General features: G+C 46.3%; 29 protein-coding genes. All 29 read right to left on the reverse strand.

What is annotated here, in order from left to right; all coding sequences use genetic code 11:
* Position 1 precedes the first annotated feature (1 nt).
* The 29 genes from AC6EJC_RS18025 to trmFO all read right to left on the reverse strand — a co-directional run bounded on the left by AC6EJC_RS18025 (position 2) and on the right by trmFO (position 25,956).
* Positions 2-889, reverse strand: coding sequence for a MinD/ParA family protein (locus tag AC6EJC_RS18025; RefSeq protein ID WP_444955147.1), 888 nt, complete (start codon positions 887-889; stop codon positions 2-4).
* A complete protein-coding gene (flhF, locus tag AC6EJC_RS18030) occupies positions 886-2,328 on the reverse strand; it encodes a flagellar biosynthesis GTPase FlhF (protein ID WP_444955148.1) in 1,443 nt (480 codons plus the stop codon). The genes AC6EJC_RS18025 and flhF overlap by 4 nt, the downstream gene beginning before the upstream one ends.
* Positions 2,325-4,358 (reverse strand): flagellar biosynthesis protein FlhA, encoded by a 2,034-nt coding sequence (gene flhA, locus AC6EJC_RS18035; protein ID WP_444955149.1) that lies wholly within the window; start codon positions 4,356-4,358, stop codon positions 2,325-2,327. The genes flhF and flhA overlap by 4 nt, the downstream gene beginning before the upstream one ends.
* A 23-nt stretch (positions 4,359-4,381) precedes the next feature.
* Positions 4,382-5,494: a flagellar biosynthesis protein FlhB gene (gene flhB, locus AC6EJC_RS18040; RefSeq protein ID WP_444955150.1), complete on the reverse strand. Its 1,113-nt coding sequence runs from the start codon at positions 5,492-5,494 to the stop codon at positions 4,382-4,384.
* Positions 5,494-6,279, reverse strand: coding sequence for a flagellar biosynthetic protein FliR (gene fliR / locus AC6EJC_RS18045; protein WP_444955151.1), 786 nt, complete (start codon positions 6,277-6,279; stop codon positions 5,494-5,496). The genes flhB and fliR overlap by 1 nt, the downstream gene beginning before the upstream one ends.
* 10 nt (positions 6,280-6,289) lie before the next feature.
* Entirely contained in the window at positions 6,290-6,559 is a 270-nt protein-coding gene (gene fliQ / locus AC6EJC_RS18050; protein ID WP_007430038.1) for a flagellar biosynthesis protein FliQ, read from the reverse strand.
* A gap of 37 nt (positions 6,560-6,596) precedes the next feature.
* Positions 6,597-7,352 carry a flagellar type III secretion system pore protein FliP gene (gene fliP, locus AC6EJC_RS18055; RefSeq protein ID WP_444955152.1) on the reverse strand — a complete coding sequence of 252 codons (756 nt, stop codon included), beginning with the start codon at positions 7,350-7,352 and terminating at the stop codon, positions 6,597-6,599.
* On the reverse strand, positions 7,349-7,882 hold the full coding sequence (locus tag AC6EJC_RS18060; protein ID WP_023988197.1) for a flagellar biosynthetic protein FliO: 534 nt from the start codon (positions 7,880-7,882) through the stop codon (positions 7,349-7,351). The genes fliP and AC6EJC_RS18060 overlap by 4 nt, the downstream gene beginning before the upstream one ends.
* Before the next feature lie 12 nt (positions 7,883-7,894).
* Positions 7,895-8,260, reverse strand: coding sequence for a response regulator (locus AC6EJC_RS18065; RefSeq protein ID WP_010346372.1), 366 nt, complete (start codon positions 8,258-8,260; stop codon positions 7,895-7,897).
* A 29-nt stretch (positions 8,261-8,289) separates the two neighbouring features.
* Positions 8,290-9,597, reverse strand: coding sequence for a flagellar motor switch phosphatase FliY (gene fliY / locus AC6EJC_RS18070; protein ID WP_444955153.1), 1,308 nt, complete (start codon positions 9,595-9,597; stop codon positions 8,290-8,292).
* Positions 9,587-10,585 (reverse strand): flagellar motor switch protein FliM, encoded by a 999-nt coding sequence (gene fliM, locus AC6EJC_RS18075; protein WP_029516998.1) that lies wholly within the window; start codon positions 10,583-10,585, stop codon positions 9,587-9,589. Before fliM ends, fliY begins: the two co-directional genes overlap by 11 nt.
* 43 nt (positions 10,586-10,628) lie before the next feature.
* Positions 10,629-11,102, reverse strand: coding sequence for a flagellar basal body-associated FliL family protein (locus tag AC6EJC_RS18080; protein ID WP_444955154.1), 474 nt, complete (start codon positions 11,100-11,102; stop codon positions 10,629-10,631).
* Positions 11,099-11,323: a flagellar FlbD family protein gene (locus AC6EJC_RS18085; RefSeq protein WP_014281086.1), complete on the reverse strand. Its 225-nt coding sequence runs from the start codon at positions 11,321-11,323 to the stop codon at positions 11,099-11,101. Before AC6EJC_RS18085 ends, AC6EJC_RS18080 begins: the two co-directional genes overlap by 4 nt.
* Positions 11,324-11,383: 60 nt before the next feature.
* Positions 11,384-12,193 (reverse strand): flagellar basal body rod protein FlgG, encoded by an 810-nt coding sequence (gene flgG, locus AC6EJC_RS18090; protein ID WP_444955155.1) that lies wholly within the window; start codon positions 12,191-12,193, stop codon positions 11,384-11,386.
* 103 nt (positions 12,194-12,296) lie between these two features.
* The gene (locus AC6EJC_RS18095; protein ID WP_444955156.1) at positions 12,297-12,677 is read right to left on the reverse strand and encodes a TIGR02530 family flagellar biosynthesis protein; all 381 of its coding nucleotides are present in this window, start codon (positions 12,675-12,677) and stop codon (positions 12,297-12,299) included.
* Entirely contained in the window at positions 12,674-13,210 is a 537-nt protein-coding gene (locus AC6EJC_RS18100; protein ID WP_444955157.1) for a flagellar hook capping FlgD N-terminal domain-containing protein, read from the reverse strand. Before AC6EJC_RS18100 ends, AC6EJC_RS18095 begins: the two co-directional genes overlap by 4 nt.
* Before the next feature lie 19 nt (positions 13,211-13,229).
* Entirely contained in the window at positions 13,230-14,687 is a 1,458-nt protein-coding gene (locus AC6EJC_RS18105) for a flagellar hook-length control protein FliK (protein ID WP_444955158.1), read from the reverse strand.
* Between the two features lie 26 nt (positions 14,688-14,713).
* Positions 14,714-15,697, reverse strand: a complete 984-nt coding sequence (locus AC6EJC_RS18110; RefSeq protein ID WP_444955159.1) for a MotE family protein — start codon at positions 15,695-15,697, stop codon at positions 14,714-14,716.
* Between the two features lie 47 nt (positions 15,698-15,744).
* The gene (gene fliJ, locus AC6EJC_RS18115; RefSeq protein ID WP_440723081.1) at positions 15,745-16,188 is read right to left on the reverse strand and encodes a flagellar export protein FliJ; all 444 of its coding nucleotides are present in this window, start codon (positions 16,186-16,188) and stop codon (positions 15,745-15,747) included.
* A gap of 10 nt (positions 16,189-16,198) precedes the next feature.
* Positions 16,199-17,518, reverse strand: coding sequence for a flagellar protein export ATPase FliI (gene fliI / locus AC6EJC_RS18120; protein WP_069291725.1), 1,320 nt, complete (start codon positions 17,516-17,518; stop codon positions 16,199-16,201).
* Entirely contained in the window at positions 17,505-18,341 is an 837-nt protein-coding gene (locus AC6EJC_RS18125; RefSeq protein WP_444955160.1) for a FliH/SctL family protein, read from the reverse strand. Before AC6EJC_RS18125 ends, fliI begins: the two co-directional genes overlap by 14 nt.
* Positions 18,334-19,350, reverse strand: coding sequence for a flagellar motor switch protein FliG (fliG, locus tag AC6EJC_RS18130; protein WP_444955161.1), 1,017 nt, complete (start codon positions 19,348-19,350; stop codon positions 18,334-18,336). Before fliG ends, AC6EJC_RS18125 begins: the two co-directional genes overlap by 8 nt.
* A gap of 11 nt (positions 19,351-19,361) precedes the next feature.
* Positions 19,362-20,945 (reverse strand): flagellar basal-body MS-ring/collar protein FliF, encoded by a 1,584-nt coding sequence (gene fliF / locus AC6EJC_RS18135; protein ID WP_444955162.1) that lies wholly within the window; start codon positions 20,943-20,945, stop codon positions 19,362-19,364.
* Positions 20,946-20,980: 35 nt separating this feature from the next.
* Positions 20,981-21,295 carry a flagellar hook-basal body complex protein FliE gene (gene fliE, locus AC6EJC_RS18140; RefSeq protein ID WP_007430020.1) on the reverse strand — a complete coding sequence of 105 codons (315 nt, stop codon included), beginning with the start codon at positions 21,293-21,295 and terminating at the stop codon, positions 20,981-20,983.
* A 39-nt stretch (positions 21,296-21,334) separates the two neighbouring features.
* Positions 21,335-21,787 (reverse strand): flagellar basal body rod protein FlgC, encoded by a 453-nt coding sequence (gene flgC, locus AC6EJC_RS18145; RefSeq protein WP_444955163.1) that lies wholly within the window; start codon positions 21,785-21,787, stop codon positions 21,335-21,337.
* A gap of 6 nt (positions 21,788-21,793) precedes the next feature.
* Positions 21,794-22,201 carry a flagellar basal body rod protein FlgB gene (gene flgB, locus AC6EJC_RS18150; RefSeq protein WP_013309883.1) on the reverse strand — a complete coding sequence of 136 codons (408 nt, stop codon included), beginning with the start codon at positions 22,199-22,201 and terminating at the stop codon, positions 21,794-21,796.
* A 408-nt stretch (positions 22,202-22,609) separates the two neighbouring features.
* Entirely contained in the window at positions 22,610-24,010 is a 1,401-nt protein-coding gene (gene hslU, locus AC6EJC_RS18155) for an ATP-dependent protease ATPase subunit HslU (RefSeq protein ID WP_444955164.1), read from the reverse strand.
* A 36-nt stretch (positions 24,011-24,046) separates the two neighbouring features.
* The gene (hslV, locus tag AC6EJC_RS18160; protein ID WP_013309881.1) at positions 24,047-24,589 is read right to left on the reverse strand and encodes an ATP-dependent protease subunit HslV; all 543 of its coding nucleotides are present in this window, start codon (positions 24,587-24,589) and stop codon (positions 24,047-24,049) included.
* Positions 24,590-24,615: 26 nt separating this feature from the next.
* Entirely contained in the window at positions 24,616-25,956 is a 1,341-nt protein-coding gene (gene trmFO / locus AC6EJC_RS18165) for an FADH(2)-oxidizing methylenetetrahydrofolate--tRNA-(uracil(54)-C(5))-methyltransferase TrmFO (RefSeq protein ID WP_444955165.1), read from the reverse strand.
* Between the last annotated feature and the right edge of the window lie 21 nt (positions 25,957-25,977).

Consider the following 25,977-nt stretch of genomic DNA (forward strand, 5'->3'; position numbering starts at 1 on the left):
ATCAATGTACAGAACGCCGTAACCATTTTTGCATAAACCCTTTAATTCCGCTCAATGTACCTGATTGCGGAACCTGAGGCATTGCTGCAAAACGGTGTGCCAGATTCAATACATCTCTTGAAGCCGCACATCCCGGAAAAGCAACCATAAAAGGTACTTGCCTTTTGACTGCCTGCATGACATGAGTGTCATCACTGATATGTCCAAGCAACGGGATATCGATCTCCAAAAAGCGTTTCGCAACAAGTGCGATCTTATCGGCAACTTGACGGGCCTCATTATCGTTATCGGCACGATTGACTATAATTTTGAATACCGTATCCTTTTGCAACCCGCTGACGACTTTAATTAGCGCATAAGCATCTGTTAAGGACGTCGGTTCTGGCGTTGTTACTACCATGCATTCGTCAGCTGAAGTGATGAATTTAAGGTTTTCTTTGGATAAACCTGCACCTGTATCAAATAGAATATAATCCATATCTGCCGCCATTTTCTCTACTTCTTCGGCAAAATAATTCAGATCGTCATCCGATAACGCAAACAGTTCGCTCAAGCCTGATCCTCCAGCAATATAAGGCAAACCACCTATACCCATTTGAATAATTTCATCAATTGATTTTTCGCGTTTTAACAGGTGAAGAAGATTGTATTGTGAATTGGCCCCCATCAATACATCAATATTGGCCATACCGATATCAGCATCAAACACAAGTACCTTTCGACCAAGGGATTGCAGGGCCAGAGCAAAGTTCAGCGTAAAATTAGATTTGCCCACCCCGCCTTTACCACTGGTGATTGTTATAATTTTCGCTTGACGATTACGTGGGGACAATCGATATTTATCCAAGGCAGAAGCCATTTGTCTAAGTGATTGGGCTTGGTCACTCATATGGAATCTCCGTTAACTCCTGGTGATGCTTTGGCTCCGAGCAGCATGCTTGTCACCATTTCTGTATCGGGATGAAGCAGGTCGTCAGGAACATTTTGTCCATTGGTAATATAGGCCAACTGCATCGGAAACTGGTGCAAAAGATTAAACATTCCGCCACAGCTACCTGTCTCGTCCATCTTGGTAAATACAACTTTACCAAGACCAAACTTACTGAAATGTCCAGTTATATTGAGCATATCCTTGCTTTTGGATGTAAGACTGAGTACCAGATACGTCTCACTTTCATTAATAGGTGAAAGCAGACTTTGCAGTTCCGAAACCAGTAGTTCATTACGATAATTTCGTCCTGCGGTATCCATGAGGATCAAGTCACAGTGTTCCAGACGTTGAATAGCTCTTTGGACATCACCGGGAGATTGCACAACTTCAAGCGGTACATTCAAAATCGTAGCATATGTACGCAGTTGCTCGACGGCTGAAATCCGGTACGTGTCAGAAGTAATAAATCCAACTTTGCGATGATGCTTAAACAACTGCTCCGCTGCCAACTTGGCAATGGTTGTCGTTTTACCTACTCCGGTAGGACCTGCCACATACACAATTTTGGTATCTTTGGAGATCCCATTGTCCAGTCTTGTCTGAATAAAACTGGCCACTTCCTCACGAAAGGCTTGTTCCCAATCAAAAGTTTCAGGCGCAAAAGGATGCTCACTCCGACGCACATATACCTGTTCGAGCCAATACTCCAGTAAATCACGTTCCACTTCCTGTTCCAACACACGTTCACAAATTTCTTTCAGCGGCTCCGGCCAAGTACTTTCCATTGAAGAGTTTCGGGAAAACCGAGTCATCATGGCTTTCATTTCCCGCAATTCATTAAGCAAAGCCTGATTTTCCTCTGCTCCGCTTTTGTCTGGAACACTTACTTCGATTGGCTGTTTAAACAGCTCATTGGATGATTTCATGTTCAAAAGCAATGCTTCATGATCAAGTGCTCGAGCCATGGTCTCCAGGTTATTAGCAGACCTAGGTGACAAATGCTCTATTACTGAAGCAGCTTGTTCTGTATCAACCGTTAATTCAGCTTGTCCCTCTTTGGAACCACCCGTCATCTGTGTTACCCGTCGGTAAGCTTCTGGAGCGGCTTGTCTGGGGACCACAGGCATCGCTGGTTTTTCCGGTTGCTCAGAAACATTCATTATAGGAAAAGCAGCCTGGGCAAGCTGTTGTGACGATGGTTCAACCCGCCGAGGCTTTTGAGGTTGCTGCTCCTCAACCGCAGCAACCACTTCGATTTTCTTTTTACTGAACATTCCCATGAAACCGCCGACCTTCATTTCCTTTGTACTTAAAATGACGGCGTCTGTTCCTAAGTCACCCCTGATTTGCAGCATGGCTTCTGGCATGGTATCCACTATATATCGTTTCACTCTCATAAGTTCACCACCCCGACACTTTGAATTTCAACGTTCGGCTCCAGCTCACTGTACGACAGTACCGGGACATCCTGCATCGTCCGCTCCATTACTTGCCGCAAATACATACGTATCGTAGGTGACGTTAACACAATAGGCTGCTGTCCAGATTGAATAAGACGGTTGATTTGCTCCATCATCCTTTGATACACCGTTTGCGTTGACACCGGATCAAGAGCCAAATAGCTGCCTTGCTCCGACTGTTGCACGCTTTCAGCAATTTTCTTCTCCAGTCCTGGTCCCACGGTAATAACGCGCAATGTCTCCCCTTGCTGGGCAAACTGTTGCGTGATCTGGCGTGACAACGCCTGGCGGACATATTCAGTCAGCACGTCCGGATCTTTTGTATAAGTACCGTAGTCAGCCAGTGTTTCGAAAATAGTCACCATATCGCGAATGGAGATTTTTTCTTTTAACAGCTTGGCCAGCACTTTTTGTACATCTCCAATCGCCAGCACAGAAGGAATAAGGTCGTCCACCAGCACAGGATAATTCTCCTTGAGATTGTCGACCAATGACCGTGTTTCCTGTCTGCCAAGCAACTCATGAGCATGTTTCTTGATTGTCTCCGTTAGATGAGTAGCTACAACTGAAGGTGGATCAACTACGGTATAACCTGACAGTTCCGCAACATCCTTGGTGTTCTCATCAATCCAGAGCGCAGGCAATCCAAAGGCCGGTTCTGTCGTTTCGATGCCTGTGATAGAATCGTCATCGTATCCCGGACTCATAGCCAGGTAATGATTCAACAGCAGCTCCCCGCCGCCCACCGTATTGCCTTTAATTTTAATTACATACTCGTTAGGCTTGAGCTGAATGTTGTCTCGAATACGAATGACCGGCACAACCAAACCCAGCTCCAAGGCGCATTGACGGCGAATCATAATAATCCGATCCAGTAAGTCTCCGCCCTGCTGTGTATCGGCCAGCGGAATCAACCCATATCCAAACTCAAATTCAATCGGATCTACCTGAAGCAAATTAATGACACTTTCCGGACTACGGACCTCTTCGATTTGTTGCTCCTCTTCCAGCTGTTCATCGGCTATCTGCTTGCGTTCCATATTGCCCTGCATTCTTCGAGCCGCGAAAAACAGCAGAATCGCCAGTGGAAGAGTTGTAATGATATGAATCGGCGTGAAAAGACCCAATAATGCAATTGTGGCAGCCACAATGTAGATCAGTTTTGGATAAGAAAAGAGCTGTCCGGTTAAATCGTCTGCCAAGTTGCCATCCGACGTAGCTCGCGTAACAATCAAACCTGACGCCGTGGATATAAGCAGTGCGGGAATCTGGCTGACCAGTCCGTCACCGATGGTGAGAACAGAATAAGTCGACAGTGCCTCTTGAAATCCTTTTCCCTGAACGGCCATGCCGATAATAAAGCCGCCGACCAGGTTAATGATCAAAATGATAATACTGGCGATGGCATCACCCTTAACGAATTTACTCGCGCCATCCATCGCTCCGTAAAAATCCGCTTCCCGTTCGATTTTACTGCGTCGTTCACGGGCTTGTTGCTCATTGATCAGACCTGCATTCAGATCAGCATCAATACTCATTTGTTTACCCGGCATCGCATCCAATGTAAACCGTGCGCCTACCTCAGCAACCCGCTCAGAGCCTTTGGTGATAACAATGAACTGTACGACCACGAGAATGAGAAAGACAACAAAACCGACAGCAATTTGCCCGCCTGCAATCCAACTACCAAACGTAGCAACCACTTCGCCTGCATGACCCTCACCTAAAATAAGTTTGGTCGTAGAAATGTTAAGCGCCAAACGAAACAACGTTGTAATGAGCAGCAATGAAGGAAAAATAGAGAACTGTAAAGCTTCTTTGGTGTTCATGGAAACGAGTAGAATCATCAAAGCAATAGATATATTAATGACAAGTAGAATATCCAACAGCCATGAAGGGATCGGGAGAATCATCATAAGAACGATACCGATGACGCCTGCAAGGACAGTTAATTCTTTTATTTTCACGGGTCTCTAGGCCTCCGATCCCTTTATTTCACTTTACCTTTTAATTTATATACATACGCCAGCACTTCGGCAACGGCCTGGAACAGGTCAGCTGGTATCGCATCCCCGATTTCGGCTCTTTGAAACAGCGCCCGCGCCAGCGGCTTGTTTTCCATCGTTATAACGCCGTTTTGCTTAGCAATTTCCTTAATTCGGAGTGCAACGTAATCTTGCCCTTTCGCAATAATTTGCGGCGCTTCCATCTCCGAACCGTCATATTTCAAAGCCACAGCAAAGTGCGTAGGGTTGGTGATGATGACATCTGCATTAGGAACCTCCTGCATCATACGCTGCATAGCCATACGGCGCTGCCGCTCGCGAATTTTCCCTTTGATCAGCGGGTCACCCTCCATTTTCTTGTATTCATCCTTGATGTCCTGTTTAGACATTCTCAGGTTTTTCTCGTGCTCATAACGTTGATACATATAATCCAATACCGCTAAAACGAACAGCACCACACCAATTTTGAGCCCCAGTTCCATCGTTAATGAAGCTGTAAAACTCAACATCTGATCGCCGGACATTTCAGCTAGTTTGGGTAGATCAGCCTTTGTTTTCCAGAGTACGCTGTACACCAGATAACCGATGACAGTCATCTTTAAAACAGATTTCAGGAATTCAACCAATGACCTCATGGAAAAAATATTTTTAAACCCTTTAATCGGGTCAAGCTTGCTAAACTTGGGTGTAATACCCTCTCCAACTAATAAAAAACCGATCTGCATGTAATTCGCTGCTACCCCGATGACGATGGCGCCAATAAAAATAGGAGCCAGCATAATCATGATTTGCACGCCATATTCACCCATCATTAGCAGCGTTGTGTTCGGCGTTACCTCCGTAGAGAGCCGATTTACAAAAATATCCCGAAACAAGCGGACCGCATGATCCTTAAAATACCCACCGAAAATCATGAGGCAAAAAAACGTAACCAGCAGAACACCAGCGGCGGGCAACTCCATACTTTTGGCAACCTGCCCTTTTTGTCTTGCATCCTGTTTCTTTTTGGGTGTAGCTTTTTCCGTTTTTTCCCCTGAGAACAGCTGCAGGTTCATAGCATATTTAAATGACAAACTACGTTCCTCCAAACCAGACATTAAGGACGATTACCCATAATATCCAACAAGTTGCGCATGGATTCGAACATCACAGAAAACAATTTCTCGAATATAAAAGCAAAACTCGGCATGAGAAGCATTAACATGAACAGTCCCACAATAATTTTAAGCGGTACACCAATGACAAAAATGTTAAACTGGGGGGCCGTTTTAGCTAGAAATCCGAGTCCCACATCCGTTAAAAAGGTAGCCACTACAATGGGAGCAGCAATTTGAAAAGCTAGCAAAAATGATTCCGCAAAAGAACGGACCAGGAATTCAGTTACACTGCCACCATACAGCTTTACAAAAAAATCATTTGTCAGCGGTACCCAATCATAGCTATATAAGATAGCGTTAAGCAGATGATGGTGCCCGTTTATACTCAAAAAGAACAATACAGCTATGGCAAACTTGAAATTCCCCGTTAAAGGCGATGAAGCTCCAGTCATAGGGTCAAGCACATTGGCCATCCCGAAGCCTACCTGAAGATCAATAAAGGAGCCTGCAGTTTGGATCGCTGTCATAAATAGATATGCGGTAAAACCCAACAACAACCCAATCAGCACCTCACGGGCAAGTAACAACACATACGCCGCATCTGTCGGTACCTGTTGATGCGTACCGTAGGTGAGATACACAACCAAAGCGAGAAATCCTGAAATACCGATTTTAAATGTATTAGGCACTCCTCGGGTTGAGAATATAGGCGCTACTACAAAAAATGAGGTAATCCGACAAAAAATCAGCAAAAAAACAGGAAAACTCTGTAACAAAATGTTCATAAATTTCAGCCTAACCTATATATTTGTACAAATTGTCCAGAATGTTATACGTAAAATCCACTAATGTGGTCAATATCCAGGGCCCGAACAAAAGCAATGCCAGCAATACGGCGACAATCTTCGGAACAAAGGCCAGTGTCTGCTCCTGAATTTGGGTTGTCGCCTGAAAAATACTGATAATCAAACCCACGACTAGCCCCAAAATCAGCATCGGAGCGCTCACCTTGAGTACAATGTACACCGCTTGCCCAGCCAGGGAAATAATAAACTCCGAAGTCATTGCCGTCCTCCTTGATTGCTGTCCTTGCAGAAAGTATTCATGTGTTAAAACTCAGAAGCAATGATTTGACAACCAAATACCAACCGTCTACAAGTACGAAGAGTAGTATTTTAAAAGGAAGTGAAATCATTACCGGCGGTAGCATCATCATCCCCATAGCCATGAGTGTACTCGCCACTACAATGTCAATAACTAAAAACGGTATAAAAATCATAAAGCCCATTTGAAATGCCGTTTTCAACTCGCTGATTGCATAAGCCGGAACCATCACCGTTAGTGGAATATCCTGATAATTCTTTGGTTTTTCCATTTTGGTGTATTTCATAAAGAGCAGTAGATCCTTCTCACGTGTATGAGAGAACATAAAGGTCTTGATCGGTACCGCTGCCTTGTCCAGCGCCTGAGACTGTGTTATATCCCCCTTGAGATATGGCTGAAGTGCAGTTTCATTCATAGCCGAGAACGTCGGTGCCATAATGAATAAAGTGAGAAACAAAGCCAGTCCGACAAGCACCTGATTAGGCGGCATCTGCTGGGTTCCCAGCGAGGTTCGCACAAAGCCAAGCACGATCACAATTCGCGTAAAACTTGTCATAAGTACAAGCAACGCGGGCGCTACACTAATGACAGTAATAAGTAAAATAATAGACAGCGAGGTGGCACCGGGCTGTCCTTTGTCCGAATTGCCGACTTGAATATCAATGTTCGGAATCGGTTCCGCAGAGGCCGCCGTCACCGAAATGAAGCTGAACAAGACAAGCAGCAAACATGCAAGTATAATCTTTTTTCTCATGAATCTCCCGACCGATCTGTAGTATTCTCCTCATTGCGCAGCTTTTCAAGTTTATCCTTGCGATTCGGCATTTGCCGAAGCTTGGATTCAAACATCTCGTGAAAAGACGTCTCCTCTTCAGGCTGCTGCTGTGCCGCGTTGTTCCGGCGAAGCTTATCCGCAATTTTAGCGAATAGCGGGGCAATCGGGCCGCGCTGCAGAGAAGCTTCCTGCTCCAGTGCGGCCAAAATTTGCTCCACTTCTTCAGGATCGGATACTTTGTCAACAAGCCGGATATCTTCTCCCACACCAATGAGGTACACACTGCTACCAACTTCAACAAGCTGAAGGGATTTATTGGGGCCAAGCCCCACGCCTCCCAGTATGCGAACGGAGCGGTTGCTGAACCAGCTCTGATTTCTTTTACTCAAAAACCGTATCAAGTACACGATCAGTACGATGATAAAGATTAGCACGAAAAGGACCCAAGCAATGTTGCCTATATTGCTGGATGTACTCAATGCGTCAGAGGCACCCTGTTGTGTATCCATACTGGATGCGCCTTACACACCCAGTGTTTTGTTGATGGCTTCGATAACCCGATCCGATTGGAAAGGCTTAACGATAAAATCTTTTGCGCCAGCTTGAATGGCATCAATAACCATTGCTTGCTGCCCCATCGCGGAACACATGATAACCTTTGCGTTCGCGTCAATTTGTTTGATTTCCTTCAGAGCGGCAATGCCGTCCATTTCGGGCATCGTGATATCCATCGTAATCAGGTCCGGACGAAGCTCCTTAAATTTTTCAATGGCCTGTGATCCGTCCTGGGCCTCTCCTACTACTTCAAATCCATTTTTGGACAGGATGTCCCGAATCATCATTCTCATAAATGCAGCATCGTCCACGATCAAAATACGGTTTGCCATCTGAAATAAATCCTCCCTAAATTATGCTTTTATTGTAATTTTTGAATACGGTCCCATTGGCTTACAATATCCGTTACACGCACGCCAAAGTTCTCGTCGATTACGACAACCTCGCCCTTGGCAATCAATTTGTTGTTAACCAAAATGTCCACCGGCTCCCCGGCAAGCTTGTCCAGTTCAATAATTGAACCTTGTGAGAGCTCCAGAATATCTTTAATTTGCTTTTGGGTCCTTCCTAATTCTACGGTGACTCTAAGGGGAATGTCCATCAATAAATTTAAATTGTTTTCATCCACTTGCGCAAATGCACCGGACTGCAAGTTAGAAAATTGTACAGGTTGCACATTTACATTACGTCCTGGTACTGCACCGTAGTGATGAGGGGTTCCATAAGGAGCTTGCGGCGGTACGCCAGCTGGCATTCCATAACCCGGTGTTCCATAGCCTGGAGCGCCCTGCTGCCCATATCCCGGGTCTTGAGGATACATCGGCGGTTGTTGCCCATAGCCTGCGTCTTGCGGCGCCTGTGCTGCAGGCGGTTGTTGGTAGGCTGGTGCAGACGGCTGCTGCGGAACGCTAGCTTGTTGCGGCGCTTCGGGAGCAGCGGTTGCAGCTGCCTGCTGTGCGGACGCTTGCGGTTGCTCATCATCAACTCCGCCATTCATTAGGATGCTCACCATTTTTTTGGCGAAATTAACAGGTAACAGTTGCATCAGCGTAGAGTCAATCAGATCCCCAATCAATAACCGGAAGGATACTGTAATGAGCGTCTCTTCATCCGGCAGACTGGATACTCCATCACCATGCATGGGATCCAAAATATCAATCCCTGGTGGAGAGATATTAACAAAACGATTAAACATGGTAGACATTGAAGTCGCCGACGATCCCATCATCTGGTTCATCGCTTCCTGCACGGCACTAATGTGGATTTCATTCAATTCCTCATCTGCCGGGTTTCCTTCACCACCAAGCATTAAGTCCGCTATGACTTGTGCATCACGCTTTTTGATTACGAGCGAATTAATGCCCTCGAATCCATCGACATAATTTACATGTACAGCTACGTGCGGCTTTGGAAATGCAGTTTCAAACTCAGAACGGGTAATAATTGAAACTTTAGGTGTCGTAATATCCACCTTTTGACCGAGCAGTGTGGAAAGAGCCGTGGCTGCGCTGCCGAACGTTATATTACCGATTTCCCCGAGAGCATCTTGCTCCAGAGGAGTCAGAAAATCGTCAACGGTCTTGCCTGCGGGAGTAGAATCCGTCCCCGCTTCAGACTGTTTCAGCAAGGCATCGATTTCCTCCTGGGACAAATAGTCTTTACTCGTCAATTTCTTCAACTCCTTCGTTGACAATTTCATCAATTTGTACGGCAACACGATCTCTTACCATGCCGGGACTTCCCATAAACTTCAATTTCTCGCCTACCCGGATGGATAGTCCTTCTTTGACAGGTTTGTTCAATGAAATGACATCTCCTACCGAAAGGCCCAGAAACTCGGCTACATTTATCCGGGATTCACCCAACTCCGCAATAATAGGGAGCTCTGCTTTGGTGACCCGTAATCTCAAGGCGTCGATCTCTTCGGGCGCCCTTGATTTCTTTTCGGATGTAAACCACTGGTGCGTGGACAGTCTGGCCATAATCGGTTCCAGTACCACATGCGGGATACAGAGGTTAATCATCCCTGTGGTATCACCAATTTTGGTGCTAAGCGAAATCAGAGCAATCGTTTCATTCGGCGAAACAATCTGCATGAACTGCGGATTCGTTTCCATCGCCTCTAGGCGCGGTTCAATGTCCAGTACCGTTTTCCAAGCCTCTTGCAGGCTATCAAAGGTACGACTGAAAATTCGCTCCATGATCGTCGTCTCGATTTCGGTCAACGCGGTAACCTTAGACGGTGCCGAACCTGTTCCTCCGAGAAGCCTGTCCAGCATGGCATAAGCTACGTTCGGGTGAACCTCAAGCACCATACGGCCTTCCAGCGGTTCAGCTTCAAAAATGTTTAGAATGGTCATTTTCGGAATGGAGCGAATGAATTCATCATAAGGAAGCTGCTCCACCTGAACGACATTAATTTGGACAAAAGTACGAAGCTGTGCTGAAAAATAAGTGGTCAGATACCGGGCAAAATTCTCGTGTATCCGCGTCAGACTCCGTATATGATCCTTGGAAAACCTAAGCGCTCTTTTGAAATCATAAGCGCGGACTTTCTTTTGGGTATCTTCCTTTTTGAGTTCTTCCGCATCCATTTCACCGGACGAAAGAGCTGCTAAAAGGGCATCAATTTCCCCTTGTGACAGTACATCCACCAATGTTATTCACCCCCTTACGTGTTCCTGACAAGTTCACCTGGAATCAAATGGCTGCCAGCAAAAAGTCTGTAATTTTGGCGTTCCCCAGGTGACCTTCAGGGAGCGACTTGTTGATGAGATCCGTCAGCTTGTCACTGAACTGGTCCCGGCCTTTAGCCGTTCTGAGCTCATCAGGTTTGGTGTCTGCAAGTAATTGAATAACGATGGGCTTAATACTGATGTCTTTGATTTTTTCAAAAGATTCTTTTGCTTTGGCATCGTTCAATTGAAAAGAAAGATTCATCTGGACAATGTAATCTGCGTCAGCCAAATTTGTTTTGATACCGGTTATTTCAGAGCTCACTTCCACCAATTCATCTGCTGACAATCTTGGAAGTTGTTCTGCTTGAGCGGCTTGCGCATTCGGTGTGACTTCCGACTTCTTCCCGCTAAGCGCTGGTATAAGTACAAAGGCCGCGCCTGCAATCAAAGTAATCGCGAGTAAAATTGTAATGAGCCATGGCAGCATCTTCTTCATTCGTCTTCCTCCATTTGTTGCACTTTTATCGTGGCGGCATGAATGCCGATTTCACGGCTGTAACCCTTGATCAAGGAGACGACATCTGCCGCTTTTTCCAATACAATCAACCGTTTCCCCGTCACCAAAGTGACGTATGTATCCGGTGTTTCCTCCACAGTCTCAATGAGCAGCGCATTAAGCCACATAGGCGAGCCGTTCAGCCGCGTTAACGGGATCATCGTAACACCAACCTCCTGATAGGTGCGGAGGAGCCTCTACTCCTCCGCGTTTAAATGAGATTATCGTTTCAAGTTTACAACTTCCTGAAGCACTTCATCCGAGGTCGTAATGATACGCGAGTTCGCTTGGAATCCGCGCTGAGCTACGATCATTTCGGTAAATTCGCCTGTCAGATCAACGTTGGACATTTCCAACTGACCCGCGATAATAGCTCCCAGACCATCCGCGTTAGCAGTACCGATTTCCAATTCCTCTAGGTTAGAGTTAACTGTGTTACGGTATAAACTTCCCCCAATCTTCTCCAGACCTTCCGTATTCGCCACTCTAGCCACACCAATTTGAAGAGCATTATCAGTTGTACCATCTTGCAATTGCTGCACAATTGTACCGTCCTGTGAGATAGAGAAAGATGCGACATCTTCTGAAAGTGTAATTGGAGTTCCTCCTGTATCCACTACGAAAAATCCATCGGAAGTAACCAGATTTCGGTTCGCGTCTACGTGGAAATCACCCGCACGAGTCAGGTAAGGAGCTTCCTGTGCATCATTCATTTTGACCAGGAAAAACCCGTCACCGTTAATACGTAAATCCGTTGGGTTGTTCGTAGTCATTGCACTACCCGGAAGGTGCAGTGTATCAATTGAGCTGACCGATACCCCCAAACCTATCTGCTTGGCGTTTTGTCCTGCAGTTGTTGTTCCGTCTGGCGCACTTGCGCCCGAACTCGTTTGGCTCAAAATATCCTTGAACATCACTCGGCTGGACTTAAAGCCTGTAGTATTTACGTTTGCAATGTTGTTACCGATAACGTCCAGCTTCGTTTGAAAGCCCTTCATGCCCGATACACCTGAATACATTGATCTCAACATTGAGTATAAATCCTCCTCTGATTGGTTGCTTAGTTGACCGCATCAGTCGATCCGCGGCTTTTTCATGGCTTTCCTATTCGGGCCAGCCACTTCGTGTACATTTTTATGAAATAATCACAGCACTATCTATCTGCGTAAATACGTTATCCTCCATGGATCGCTTGTCCATCGCGGTAACAACTGTTCGATTAGGTACACTTACAATCAAAGCCATATCCTGCATTAAAATTAATGATTCTTTGGCGCCTTTGGCAGCTGCTTTATCCACAGCAGAGTTAATTTTCGCCATTTGGTCACTTCTCAACTCTATTCCCCGCTGCTCCAGACGCTTGGCTGCATGGTTGCTCAGCTTGAGCACCTGATCCTGCAACATCTGACCGAACGGTCTGGCATCCTTTGATACCGAATTTACTCGGTTCTGTGAGATCGCTGCCGGGGGAACGTTTGCGGGAAAAAGACGTCCGACCGTCATCCTGTCATTCATGAGTTCTCACCGCTTCCGGTAGAGGAAGAAGATGAAGTATCTGACGTCTCTGCATCGGGAGCCGTTGTGTTGGCCCGGCTTACCGATGTTACATCTTTTAATGCAACCTCAGCCGCTCCCATTTTGGCATATTGCACACCGTCGCGAATAACGATGGAATCCACGATTCCACTTTTCACTGTACCTGCGCCTGTTTCACCTGTAATGGAGTCTTTTTTACCTGCCTCAATCCAGCTAACTTCCTTCCCTATCAATCCGGAAGCCGTACCCAAAGACTGTCCCAATGCATTCAGCTGCGTAGATATGTTCATCAGTTGTTCCACCGAAGAAAACTGGGCCATTTGAGCGATAAATTCTTTATCCTCCAAAGGCTGCATCGGGTCCTGATTTTGCAGCTGGGTGATCAAAATTTTTAGAAATTGATCTTTACCCATCGTTTTAGTATCCTTGGCACTTGCTGCTGTTTTGACATTATTCACATTGTAATTCGGCCAGACGTTACTGGTGGATACATTGTTGTCTGTAGTCGTCACTGTGTTCTCACCTCCATCATTACGCTTGTGCTGTAAAGGAGCCTGTCCGATTCATATCATCTGCGCGTTGTTCTGCTGTCCAGTTACGAAGCTCTTCTGCCATTTCAGCTACCTTCAAAGCATCCTCGCTCTCTTCTCTACCTCGAGCTTTGGAACGTTGGTTGGATTGCTGCTGCTGATTAGCTCCAGATCCGCGTCCATCCTGATACATATGGGAGGAAAGCGACTCATTATGCGTTACTTCTACCTTATCCACCTGGATACCTTGGCTCTGCAGGCTCGCACGTAGCTGCGACATTTGCTGTTCCAGCAAATCCTTCGCCCCGCTATGCTCAGTCATAAACTGGGCAACTAGATGACCATTCTGCATCGTCAGCTTAACCTCCAGCTGGCCCAGATGATCTGGACGAAGCATGATGGTTGCTTCCGTCAAACCAGTGTGCTTTACAATGTCAAGCTTCTGCACTACGAATTCCGTCATCTCCTGAGCAAATTGCCGTACATGTACGACTGGTTGAGCCGGAGCCGAAGGAGTTGTCCCTTGTGCCTGTACTGTAAGCTGACCTGCGGTCGTAATCACAGGATTCTGACTGTCAGTTGCTACTGGATCAGCTTGCTCAGTAGCATCTACGAATGCATTAGCTTCATCCGTTGGAGTCGCTTTAACTGCGGATTGAACATGGAGATTAGCTAATGAACGTTGTCCTTCAGAACCTTGCTGATTTGTCCCACTTTGACTCGCTTGCTGCTCAGGAGCAACAGCCTGTTTGTCTGTAGAAACTGCAGTTAATGCCTGAGCACCATTTGCCCGATTTGCAGAAGGCTGAACCGCTTGTGAATCTCCCCCATCAGCAAGTTCCACTGCTTTCATTACGCCATTCCACTGCTCATCAGAAATAGCTCCCGTACCAGCCGTCGCACTTTGAAGCGACTGTAGCAACTGTATCATCTGAGACTTTTGCTCCCCCGAAGACTGTTCTGCTACATTCGCAAGTTGTGACAAGGCGTCCTGCAATGCAAAACGAAGAGTAGCTGGATTAGCTGCCAAGGCCGTTAAGCCTGTTGCCTCTGTCGTTTCTCCACCGTCTGTCTGTTGATTTGTTCCTCCACCTTGCAAAAACTGTTGCACTTGCTGGATCCACGATTGCAGAGTTGCAAGCAGAGCAGGATCAGCTATTACCTGGTCATCCAGCTTTTCAAGATTTTGCATCAAAGGAACCAATGTTTCGACCAGCGGCTCGGTTGGAGCTTCTGCGGATTCTCCGGTTGCAATAAGCGGAAGTACCATAACTAATGGAGAACCGTTCGCCTCTGTCCCTGCTGAGCCCGTTTGCCCGCCTGTCATCATTTGCGTAAGAGTTTGATTAAAAGCACCATTGGTTGCTCCAGCAGTCGTGCCTGTACTTGTTGTTGACGCTGTCGTACTGCTAGCTGTCTGACTGGAGCTGAGCGATACACTTTGAGAGATAAGGGTCATTTATTTTTCACCTCCCTTCATTTAAATTACTTGCTACCCATCAGTTTGTTCAAAATTTTTGCAGTCTGGCCTGCATCCTTGGCAGACATATTTTGCAGTAAAGAAGCACGTGTCGAATCATCTACTGTATTTAATATGATTAATGCCTTGTCTGGACTGATTTTGTAAGTTTGTAAAATAAGTTCGGCACCGCTTTTTTTGTCCATGGAAGCAAATGTGCTACTGATTTGAGTGCTTTGCAAGCTTTTACCCGTCGTTCCGGCTGTAGTACCTTGATCCTTTTTCAGACGAGACTGCAACGCAGCTACTGATAAATCCGTAGATGGCGTTACGTTTTTCAGAGCCATCGTAATATCGGCTGCTTTTTTAGCGTCCATCTTTTGCAAAATCTTCGCACTGTTGGCAGGGTCCATGTAACTTAACAGTTGCACGGTCTCTTCCGTAGTCAGATTCTCCATAATCGGTGCCGCTTTACTTGCTGTCATTCCTTCATACATGGAAGCAAGGTCTCTGGCCTGTTTTACATAAGGATCTTCATTTGTAGTTCCGCCTGTAGTTTGCGTACCTGCCTGTCCCTGCTGACTGGCCTGCGACTGTTGTTCCTGTTGCGTTTGCAGCGTATTGACCTGATTCTGAAGTTCTGTAACCTTTTTATCTTGTGTCGTCTTAGCAGCGGTAGCCTTTTTAAGCTCCTCCGTCTGCTTGGCTAAATCCACCTTTAACTGCTCAATGGTTGCTTCAGAACTTTCAGACTGAGCCTTCTGATCTGCCTCTTTCGTCTGGGTAGCTTTATCTTTTGGTTCAGGTATCCAATTTTTAACAACTGGTATTTTGTTCCCTAATGAAATCATTTCACTTCTGAAGTCCATATTGAACAGTGTAAGCAGGACCCCGACCAGAACGAGTGTGAAAACAATCGGAATCAGGAAAAACATAAACCGTTCAAATCCCCCGCCTGATTCTTTTCCTAAATCCATATCCAGTTCATTTTCTGCTAACTTCTGTGCCATCGTCTTCCTCCTCAGGCAGCTGATATGCGTATCCTATGACTTTCCGCTTACCGGGCTTTCATGGCAAATCGCACGGAAGCCATTTCATCCAGCTCGTTCTGCTCGCGCAGGAGCATTTCCTGTTGGAATTTCACGTTGGCCTTCTCTCTCGCTTTCAGCCAAACTTGTTCATCCAGCATTTTATCGGTCAAAACGGTTTGTTTGCTTTGCACATTTTGCTGCGCATATTGAACATCCCTATGCTTGCGTGTAATACATTGGTCCAGATGGTTGACATAAGCCTGTAATTCCTGAATGCTAGAGAGTGGCGCGCAATCCTCGGCAGCCTTTTGAATGGCTGATATGACCCGATTCCTTTCGCCTACAAGCTGTGTTAATGTCTGCTCCTCAGCCTGCAATTGTCCGACAGCACTGGAAAGCAACCATTCGGCCTGTGACTTTTCGTTGGTTTTCAAGTCTACAACTTTCTGAAAGGAATACTGAAATCTCATCGTTCAACCTTCATCTCCTCGTAAATTCAGAAATCAAACGTTCCCGTACCTCGTCCAGCTCAGCCTTTTCATCTGTTCTTTGTCTTGTAAAATCCCATATATCCCTTATGCGTTCCATGGATTCGTCAATTTCTGCATTCGAACCCTGTTGATAGGCCCCGATGTTAATCAGGTCCTCCGAATCTTTGTAAATGGCCATCAAGCGCTTGATGTTCTCGGCTGCGTCTATCTGATCTCGTGGTGCAATGTCCTTCATGACCCGGCTAATACTCGCTAACACATCAATCGCAGGAAAATGTCCTTTGTTCGCAATCCCCCGGTTCAATACAATGTGACCGTCCAAAATCCCGCGCACCGCATCCGCGATGGGCTCGTTCATGTCGTCACCATCGACCAGTACCGTATAAAAAGCAGTTATAGAGCCAGTAGGACCTGTCCCTGCACGTTCTAGAAGCTTGGGTAGACTAGCAAACACGGAGGGGGTATACCCTCTCATTGCCGGTGGCTCCCCTACTGCTAGCCCGACTTCACGCTGGGCCATCGCATACCGGGTAACTGAATCCATCATTAGCATGACATTCAACCCCCGATCCCGAAAATATTCAGCGATCGTCGTTGCAATGAGTGCACCCTTAATGCGGATCAACGCAGGTTGGTCGGAAGTTGCCACAATGACTACAGAACGTTCTAGTCCCTCGGGACCCAAATCCCGTTCAATAAAGTCCAGCACCTCGCGTCCACGTTCCCCGATCAAGGCAATTACATTCACATCTGCTTCCGTATTACGGGCAATCATTCCCATCAAAGTACTTTTACCTACACCCGAACCAGCAAAAATACCAACCCGTTGTCCTTTACCGATAGTAAGCAATCCGTCAATAGCTCGTACCCCGATACTAATTGGTTCCTGCACACGCGGACGATTCAGCGGATTGGACGGAATATTGAAGGTAGAATATCTCGCCATTCGCGAGGGAATCAGTGAGCCGTCCAGAGGCTGACCCAAACCATCCAGCACTTTGCCTAACAGCTCCGATCCGACCTGCACATTTAACGGCTTCCCTGTTCCTACGACATCACAACCGGGGCCAATAGATTGCAGTTCTCCAAGTGGCATCAGAAGCACTTTATTGTCTCTGAAGCCTACAACCTCCGCTTGCAACGGCTTTGCCGTTTTTCCCGGATAAATGTAGCACACATCCCCGATACTGGCGTCCGGACCCTCCGATTCAACCATCAAGCCGATAACCTGTGTTACCTTGCCATTTACCCGAACCGGGTCCAGCTGTCGCAAATGATCCATGTAGCGCTGCGCATTAAGCCCCTTCATGTCTTCGCTCCTCATTCTCATGTGCCAGACGCAGTAGTTCCTTTTTGATCTCAGCTAATTGCGTATCAATCCGTGCATCCACACTTCCAAAAGAAGAACGGATGACACAACCGCGATCTTTCACGGTACCATCAGGAATAATTTGCAGTTCTGCCTGCGAATCGACAGTTAATGACAATTCTTCTCGCGCACCTTGCACAAATGCGAAATGCTGAGGTGACACACACAATGTAATGGTTCCTTTTTCCCGCTTACGAGCCAAATTTTTACGAATTAACTCAATCGTATATTCCGGCTCAAGACTAAGCTGCTTCTCAATGACCTTCTCAGCAATAGCACTACTCAGTTCGACCAGAAAAGGCTCAGCTTCCTGAATCAGTTGATCCTTAATCTCATAGGCCTGACGCAAAATATCCTGCGCTTCTTCCATCATCTGCTCCGATTTCGTCTGGAGCTCGGCCTCAGCCAGCTTCTGACCTTCTTCATATCCTTGCTGAAACCCATCAGCTTTTAACGACTGAGTTAACTGATCGTCATGCTCGCGTCGTTCCTGCCACCAGGCTTCAATCTGCTGCTGTGCCTCCTGAAGCATCCGTTCCGCTTCTTCAGCCGCCTCGCGAACCTGACGTTCAGCAAAATCCTTAGCATCATTCAGCATTTCATCCCGAAGCCGTTCAGCCTCGTGATCTCGCTGAGGCTCCGGTTCCGTATATTCAGTTGTGATTTCTTCATCCGTCGTTTCTGGCGCATACGTATGTGCGACATCAATAGTTTTCAAGGCCTCAACAGGAACATATTGGAAAGATTTGATCAAGTTAGACAATGATGTCATCTCCTCCGCCGCGTGCGATTATAATCTCACCGGCCTCTTCCAATCTGCGGATCGTCGATACGATACGTGTCTGTGCTTCTTCCACATCACGCAACCGCACCGGTCCCATGTACTCCATTTCCTCTTTGAAGGTTTCTGCCATACGTTTCGACATATTTCGGAAAATCACATCGCGTACTTCTTCACTGGACACTTTAAGTGCCAATTGTAGATCTGCATTGTCGATATCGCGGATAATGCGTTGAATGGAACGGTTGTCCACATTGACGATATCCTCGAATACGAACATTCTTTTCTTGATTTCCTCAGCCAGCTCAGGGTCTTGAATTTCAAGCGAGTCGAGAATCGTACGTTCGGTTCCGCGGTCTACGCCATTCAAAATCTGAACAATAGACTCGATACCACCCGCATTCGTGTAATCCTGCGTCGCGGTTGCCGACAGCTTTTGCTCCAACACTCGTTCCACCTGTGAAATGACCTCCGGAGATGTACTATCCATGACAGCGACACGCCGCGCCACATCTGCCTGCTTTTCCTGTGGCAGGGACGACAGAATTACCGCCGCCTGCTCGAATTGCAAGTACGAAAGCACGAGAGCAATCGTTTGTGGGTTCTCATTTTGTATAAAATTCAATATCTGGTTCGGATCAGCCTTACGTGCAAAATCGAAGGGTCTCACTTGTAACGTCGCTGTTAGACGGTTAATGACCTCAACTGCTTTTTGCGATCCAAGCGCTTTTTCCAATATTTCTTTAGCGTAATTAATACCGCCTTGGGAAATGTACTCCTGAGCCAGACAAATTTGATGAAACTCGGCCATGATGGAGTCCTTTTCAATGGCATCGACCTTCCGCACATTAGCAATTTCCAATGTAAGTTGCTCGATCTCTTCATCACGCAAATGCTTGAATATTTGAGCAGATACTTCTGGCCCCATTGTGATCAGAAGAATTGCCGCTTTCTGTCTTCCCGTTAAACCTTGACTGCTTGCCTTTGCCAATGAACTCACCTCTATTCGTCAGCCAGCCATGTACGAAGCAGATTGACGAATTCGTCGGGTTTCTTTTTCGCCAGACTTTCAAGCTGTTTACGCACTTGACTTTCATTTGTCACACTTTCCATGGTAATGGACGGGAACTCCGTCGGCGTTGGCATGAGCTGTAAATCTTCATCCAACTCTTCTTCCTGATTACGACGACCGCGTACGATTAGGAAGATTACGCCCGCCAACAGTGCCAGAACAGCAGCGCCGATGCCCCATAGCCAAGGGTTGGAAACTGAGAAGAATGTATTGGTGCTCGCAGGCGCCGGAACAGTTTGAGAGAACACTGAAACCTTTTTGGCCAAATCAGCGTCTGTAATAGTAGTACCGGAATTTGCCAACGAAGCTCTAACAATATTAACCAAAATATTTTGAATTGCTGTCTGAGTTGCAGTATCCAACGTTTGCTGCCCTGTTGGTGGTTCAACTGCTACATTAATGGTTAAATCTTTTACAATGTAGGGACTTTGGATAATATCCTTCGCAATTCGGTTAACTTCGTAGTTGATTGTACTTGAGCTCTTATCTGAGCTGGTGTTGCCGGAATTGGCTCCTCCTGGATAACCCGGGACATCCTGCGTTCCTGTTCCAGCAACTCCTCCGGTTTGTCCACTACTGCCCGTATAGCTTTCCTGAATTTGTTGGGCGCTGATTTCAATACCCTTCATTTTCTCTTGATCAACAGGTGTGACCATTTGTTCCTTTGATGTTACTTTGTCGAAATTCAACTGGGACATGACCAGCACATTTACCTTGTCGTCTCCAACAATTTTCGACAAAAATTGTTGGACATTATTCCTTACATCGCTCTCAAACTTCTTCTGTAGAGCCATGTTTTCTTGAACACCACTAGTGAGTCCACCTTGGCCGCCCTTGGCCGTTGGGATCAACTCATATTCCTTATTGGTGATCGTAATGTTTTCCACTGGCAAATTCGGTACGGCCGTTTTTACCAGATTAAAGTATCCGTCGATCGCTTGCTGATTTGGAGTAAAGCCAGGTTCGAATTCCATTTGAATCGAAGCGGAGGCTTTGTCCTTTTCTTCAAGTCCGGCAAAAATATTTTCCTTTGGCATATTAATGACAGCTTTGGAGCTTTGGACACCATCCATCCGTTCCAACAGTTGCTGTACTTCGCCGTTCAATGCGTTATTGTACTTCACATTGAACTCGTTCTCCGTCATGCCAATGGCTGAGGAGGACTGGTCAAAGGCGCTCATGCCGATTGAACCCTTCTGAATCAGGCCTTGGGACCCAACATCTACCTTCGCCTTATCCGCATTTGCGGTTGGGACTGAAATTTGCGTCCCACCAGCATTGAGCTGATACGGTATACCCGCAGAATCGAGATATTTAATGACTCCGGCAGCATCATTTGCATTTAAATCCTGGAAGGCCACTTCATACTCGGTTTTGGTAAACTGCATCGTTAGCACTACAATTGCGATAATGATGAATGCTAATGTCGAAACAAGTAATATCTTCTGTTTTTTGCTGAAATTATTCCAATACCCGGAAATCTTATCCCGATATTGGGCGATTCTCTCGTTCACTCCGTCACCCCATCCGAAACTTTGCTAAACCCTCTTTACATCTGTGTACGCATGATCTCCTGATAGGCTTCGATCGCTTTGTTTCGGACCTGTGTAGTAAGCTGCAGGGAAAGCAGCGCTTGTTGGGAAGTGATCATGACCTGATCCACATCAACTTTGCCTGCCATGAATTGGTCGGACATCTGGTGTGTAGCGGCTTCCTGCTGCCCTACTTCATTGAGAGCATCCTTTAGGAAGGAACCAAAATCCTTCAAGGATTCGGAAGGCGTCGCTTTCGTCAACTCATTGTTAGGCGATTGAATCTGCTGTATTACCGGTGTCTGTACATTAAACATGGCGTTCTGAATCATGTTTTACTCTCCCTATTAAGTAGTTAGTAGTCCTGGAACTTAGCGACCGATTTCAAGCGCTTTGGAAACCATCGCCTTTGATGCATTCAGAGCTGTTACATTGGCTTCGTATGAGCGTGTTGCGGAAATCATGTCGACCATTTCTTTCATAATGTCTACATTAGGCATATATACATAGCCATCTTTATCAGCGTCCGGGTGACCCGGATTGTACACAGGCTTCAAAGGTGACTGATCTTCCTGAATTTGCGAAACCTTAACGCCAGCGGCCCTTGTGCTACTTCCTTCCATTTGAGCCTTCAAAACGTCGGCAAAGCCAGATTGGTTCGGCTCCAAAACAACCGTTTTTCTCCGATATGGAACTGCTTGTCCATTCTCCACTTTCGCCCGAGTTGTCTCTGCGTTGGCAATGTTGCTAGATATGACGTCCATCCGCAACCGTTGGGCCGTAAGAGCAGATGCACTAATATCAAAGCCGTTGTTAATCTTCACCTAGTCCTATCTCCCTTCTACCGCTGTTCTCATCATTTTGATGCGCTCATTAATTTCTTGGATGTAGGTATTATATCTTAGTTGATTTTCAGCCATAAGACTCATTTCTCTGTCGATATCTACGTTGTTCATATTGTTATTCATGACTGAGTACCCATCTTTGGTGACCGTGGCATCTGGAATGGAGTTCACAGGTCCTATTTGAAAATGTCTTGAATTGGTTACTTTTCCACGCAGTGGTGTGACATCACCGTCCATTTGCTGCTGAAGCAGTTCTTCAAATGAAACCTCCGAACGCTTAAAATACGGGGTATCCGCATTGGAAATATTGTCGGCCATCACACGTTGTCTCGTATTTGCCGCCTGTACACCTGCCTGAAGCTTTTGAAAGCTCATATCACCCAGCAGATTCATTTAGCTCCTCCCTTCCAGCGTCTACTCCAAAGTAAGATTCAATAAAACAAGATTTTTCACTTTTTTTCGACAATAAAATTTCATAATTATACATTTCTTTTAGGTCTTAAGTAGAAAATCATTACTTTCTGTCATATATTCTAAGTTTCGTAGAGATGGGACCTAATTACAATAAGAAAAAAGCCCTATCTTTTTAAAAAAAGAGGGCTTTAGATGCATAAAATGTTAAATTTTTCAGGTTTTTTTCAGGAAAATGAATGTTTTCTTAGCACTTTACGCCTGTTAAAGATTATACGTCCTACTTTTGGAATAGACAGAAAAATCATCAACTTGACTTTCAACTAGGTCTAAACGACGGTGCAAGATAGTGTTATTCTGGACCACACACCCTATTTTTAGAAACCCTATTCATAAAATATACTGACTAAGGTCCCTGTTTTGGGCAATATCACCCAGCTTCTCACGCACATATTCCGGGGTAATGATCATACGATCCAATGTAAGCTCTGGTGCTTCAAATGACAGATCCTCCAGTAGCTTCTCTAAAATAGTATGCAAACGGCGTGCGCCGATATTTTCGGTGTTGCGATTTACAGACTCGGCAATGCTGGCAATCTCACGGATCGCTTCCTCCGAAAATTCGACTTCAATCTCCTCGGTGCGGAGCAGATCGGTGTATTGCTTGGTCAACGCATTTTTAGGCTCCGTCAATATCGACACAAACTCATCCAAGGTCAGACTACTTAACTCCACACGGATTGGAAAACGGCCCTGAAGCTCAGGGATCAGATCAGATGGTTTAGCGACATGAAAAGCCCCTGCAGCAATAAACAGAATGTAATCTGTTCTTACTGGACCGTATTTAGTCATAATGGTAGATCCCTCGACAATAGGTAAAATATCGCGCTGGACTCCTTCTCTCGACACATCGGGGCCACTCCCCTTACCCTGGCTGGCAATCTTATCTATTTCATCAATAAAAATAATACCGGATTGCTCAGCACGCTTCACAGACTCCTGAATCACATCATCCATATCGATCAACTTGGCAGCTTCATCTTGAATCAGCACCTTACGAGCTTCCTTCACCGGTAGCTTGCGCTTCTTCGTCCGCTTGGGCAGAAAACTTCCGAACATCTCCTGCATATTCATACCCATTTGTTCATTTCCTTGCCCGGCAAACATATCGAGCATATTGGGTGCGGTATCCTCCACATCAATCTCTATGACGTCATCCTCAAGCTTACCAGACAACAGATCGAATTTAACCTTACGACGCTTTTCTGCCAAGGATCCGTCCTGCTGTGGTGGTTCTTCTTCTACCGCAGTCCCCGTGTTATTGCCAAACAGCATTTCAAAGGGATTACGTTGCGATTTGTTTGACTTTTCTGCAGGTACAAGGATACTGACAATCCGTTCATTTGCCATGTCCTCCGCTTTGTCCTTCACATTCTCTGTTCGTTCCGACTTGACGATGCGAATGGAGGTCTCCATCAGATCACGCACCATGGATTCCACATCACGACCGACGTAACCCACTTCTGTAAATTTGGTCGCCTCTACCTTGACAAAAGGAGCCCCCACGAGCCGTGCAAGTCTACGTGCAATTTCAGTTTTACCCACACCTGTCGGCCCGATCATCAAAATATTTTTAGGCACAATTTCATCCCGAATATCATCCGGCAGCTTACTACGCCGATAACGGTTGCGCAAGGCAACAGCAACAGATTTTTTAGCTTGCTTTTGTCCGACAATATACTTATCCAGCTCGGATACCACTTGTCTGGGCGTCAACGATTGATTATTCATTTTGCACTCCTCCACCCTTGAATACTCAGAGCCGATTTACAGTTCTTCCACGATAATCTGATTGTTCGTATACACGCATATTTCCGAAGCAACCTCTAGCGCTTCCCGTGCCATGTCCTTTGCTTCCATACCAGAGCCATGGCGTTTGAAAGCACGGGCAGCCGCCAATGCAAAATTGCCACCTGAGCCAATTGCAAGCACATCATCGTCTGGCTCGATAATTTCTCCGCCTCCAGAAATGAGCAGCATCCCGGATGAGTCCATCACAATCATCAGCGCTTCCAGCTTCCGCAGGATACGATCCTGTCGCCAGTCCTTGGCCAGTTCCACGGCAGCTCTTTGAAGATTCCCGTGATGTTCCTCAAGCTTATTTTCAAACTTTTCAAACAATGTGATGGCATCGGCCACCGAACCCGCAAATCCCGCAACGACCTGACCACGATACAATCTGCGCACTTTTTTAGCCGTCTGCTTCATCACAACACTGTTTCCGAACGTTACCTGCCCATCACCCGCAATAGCTCCTTTGCCATTGTGGCGTACAGCGCAGATGGTGGTAGCATGAAAGGACATATCCATAACGCGCTCCTCCTTTTCCTTCATCCTTATGCCTGTACTTCAGCTGACATAACTCCCGTTTCGTTGATATACCCGCGCAAACTTTCCAGTGCGCGATTAGCGAGCGCTTCGTTCTTTTCCTTTTTATTACGAATCCGTGTCTCCAGTTTTGGAAGCAGACCAAAGTTTGCATTCATTGGCTGAAAATGTTTAAAATCAGCGGTCGTAATATACCGTGCCATGCTGCCTAGTGTTGTTTCGGCAGGAAATACAAACATTTCCTGTCCACGCGCTGCTCGTGCCGCATTCATCCCGGCCAGCAGACCTGAAGCAGCCGACTCCACATACCCCTCTACACCGGTCATTTGTCCGGCGAAGAACAGATTGCTTCTTCCCTTGAACTGATAGGTTGGATGAAGCTGCTGTGGAGAATTAATAAAGGTATTGCGATGCATCACACCATAACGTACAAACTCTGCCTCTTCGAGACCCGGGATCATAGAAAATACACGCTTTTGCTCCCCCCATTTGAGGTGAGTCTGGAAACCAACCAGATTATATAGCGTACCAGCAGCATTGTCCTGCCGAAGCTGAACAACTGCGTGGGGCAGTTCTCCTGTATGTGGATTTACGAGACCCACAGGTTTCATCGGTCCGAACAATGCCGTTTGTTTCCCACGTTGCATCATCACTTCGATGGGCATACAGCCTTCGAAATAAATTTCTTTTTCAAATTCCTTGACTTGCGCCACCTCAGCCGTAATCAAAGCCTCATAAAAGGCGTCAAATTCCGCTTCGTTCATCGGACAATTCAAGTAAGCTGCTTCTCCCTTATCATAACGGGAAGCCAGATAGACCTTGCTCATGTCGATGGAGTCCTTTTCTACAATTGGGGCTGCCGCATCGTAAAAATAAAAATACTCCTCTCCCATCAGCGATTTGATCTGTTCCGACAAAGCCGGAGAAGTTAAAGGCCCCGTCGCAATGACTACGATACCGTCCTGCGGGATTTCCTGAAGCTCTTCATTAACAACCTCAATCAAAGGATGTTGATGAAGCGTATCTGTAATATGGCCGGAAAATCCGTCGCGATCCACTGCCAATGCACCACCAGCCGGAACGGCATGACGATCCGCCGCACTCAGAATCAAGGAGTTCAGTATTCTCATCTCTTCCTTCAGTACGCCTACTGCATTTGTTAGGCCGTTCGCTCGCAAGGAATTACTACATACCAGTTCAGCAAATTTATCTGTATGATGTGCTGGTGTTTTTACAACCGGCCTCATTTCATATAACTTAACTGGCACCCCACGGCTTGCAATTTGCCAGGCAGCTTCGCTGCCCGCCAAACCTGCTCCGATGACCGTTACCTTTTGCATATCACTCACGTTTAAATCCCCCTGCTATCG

The sequence above is a fragment of the Paenibacillus sp. TY11 genome (assembly GCF_059772165.1).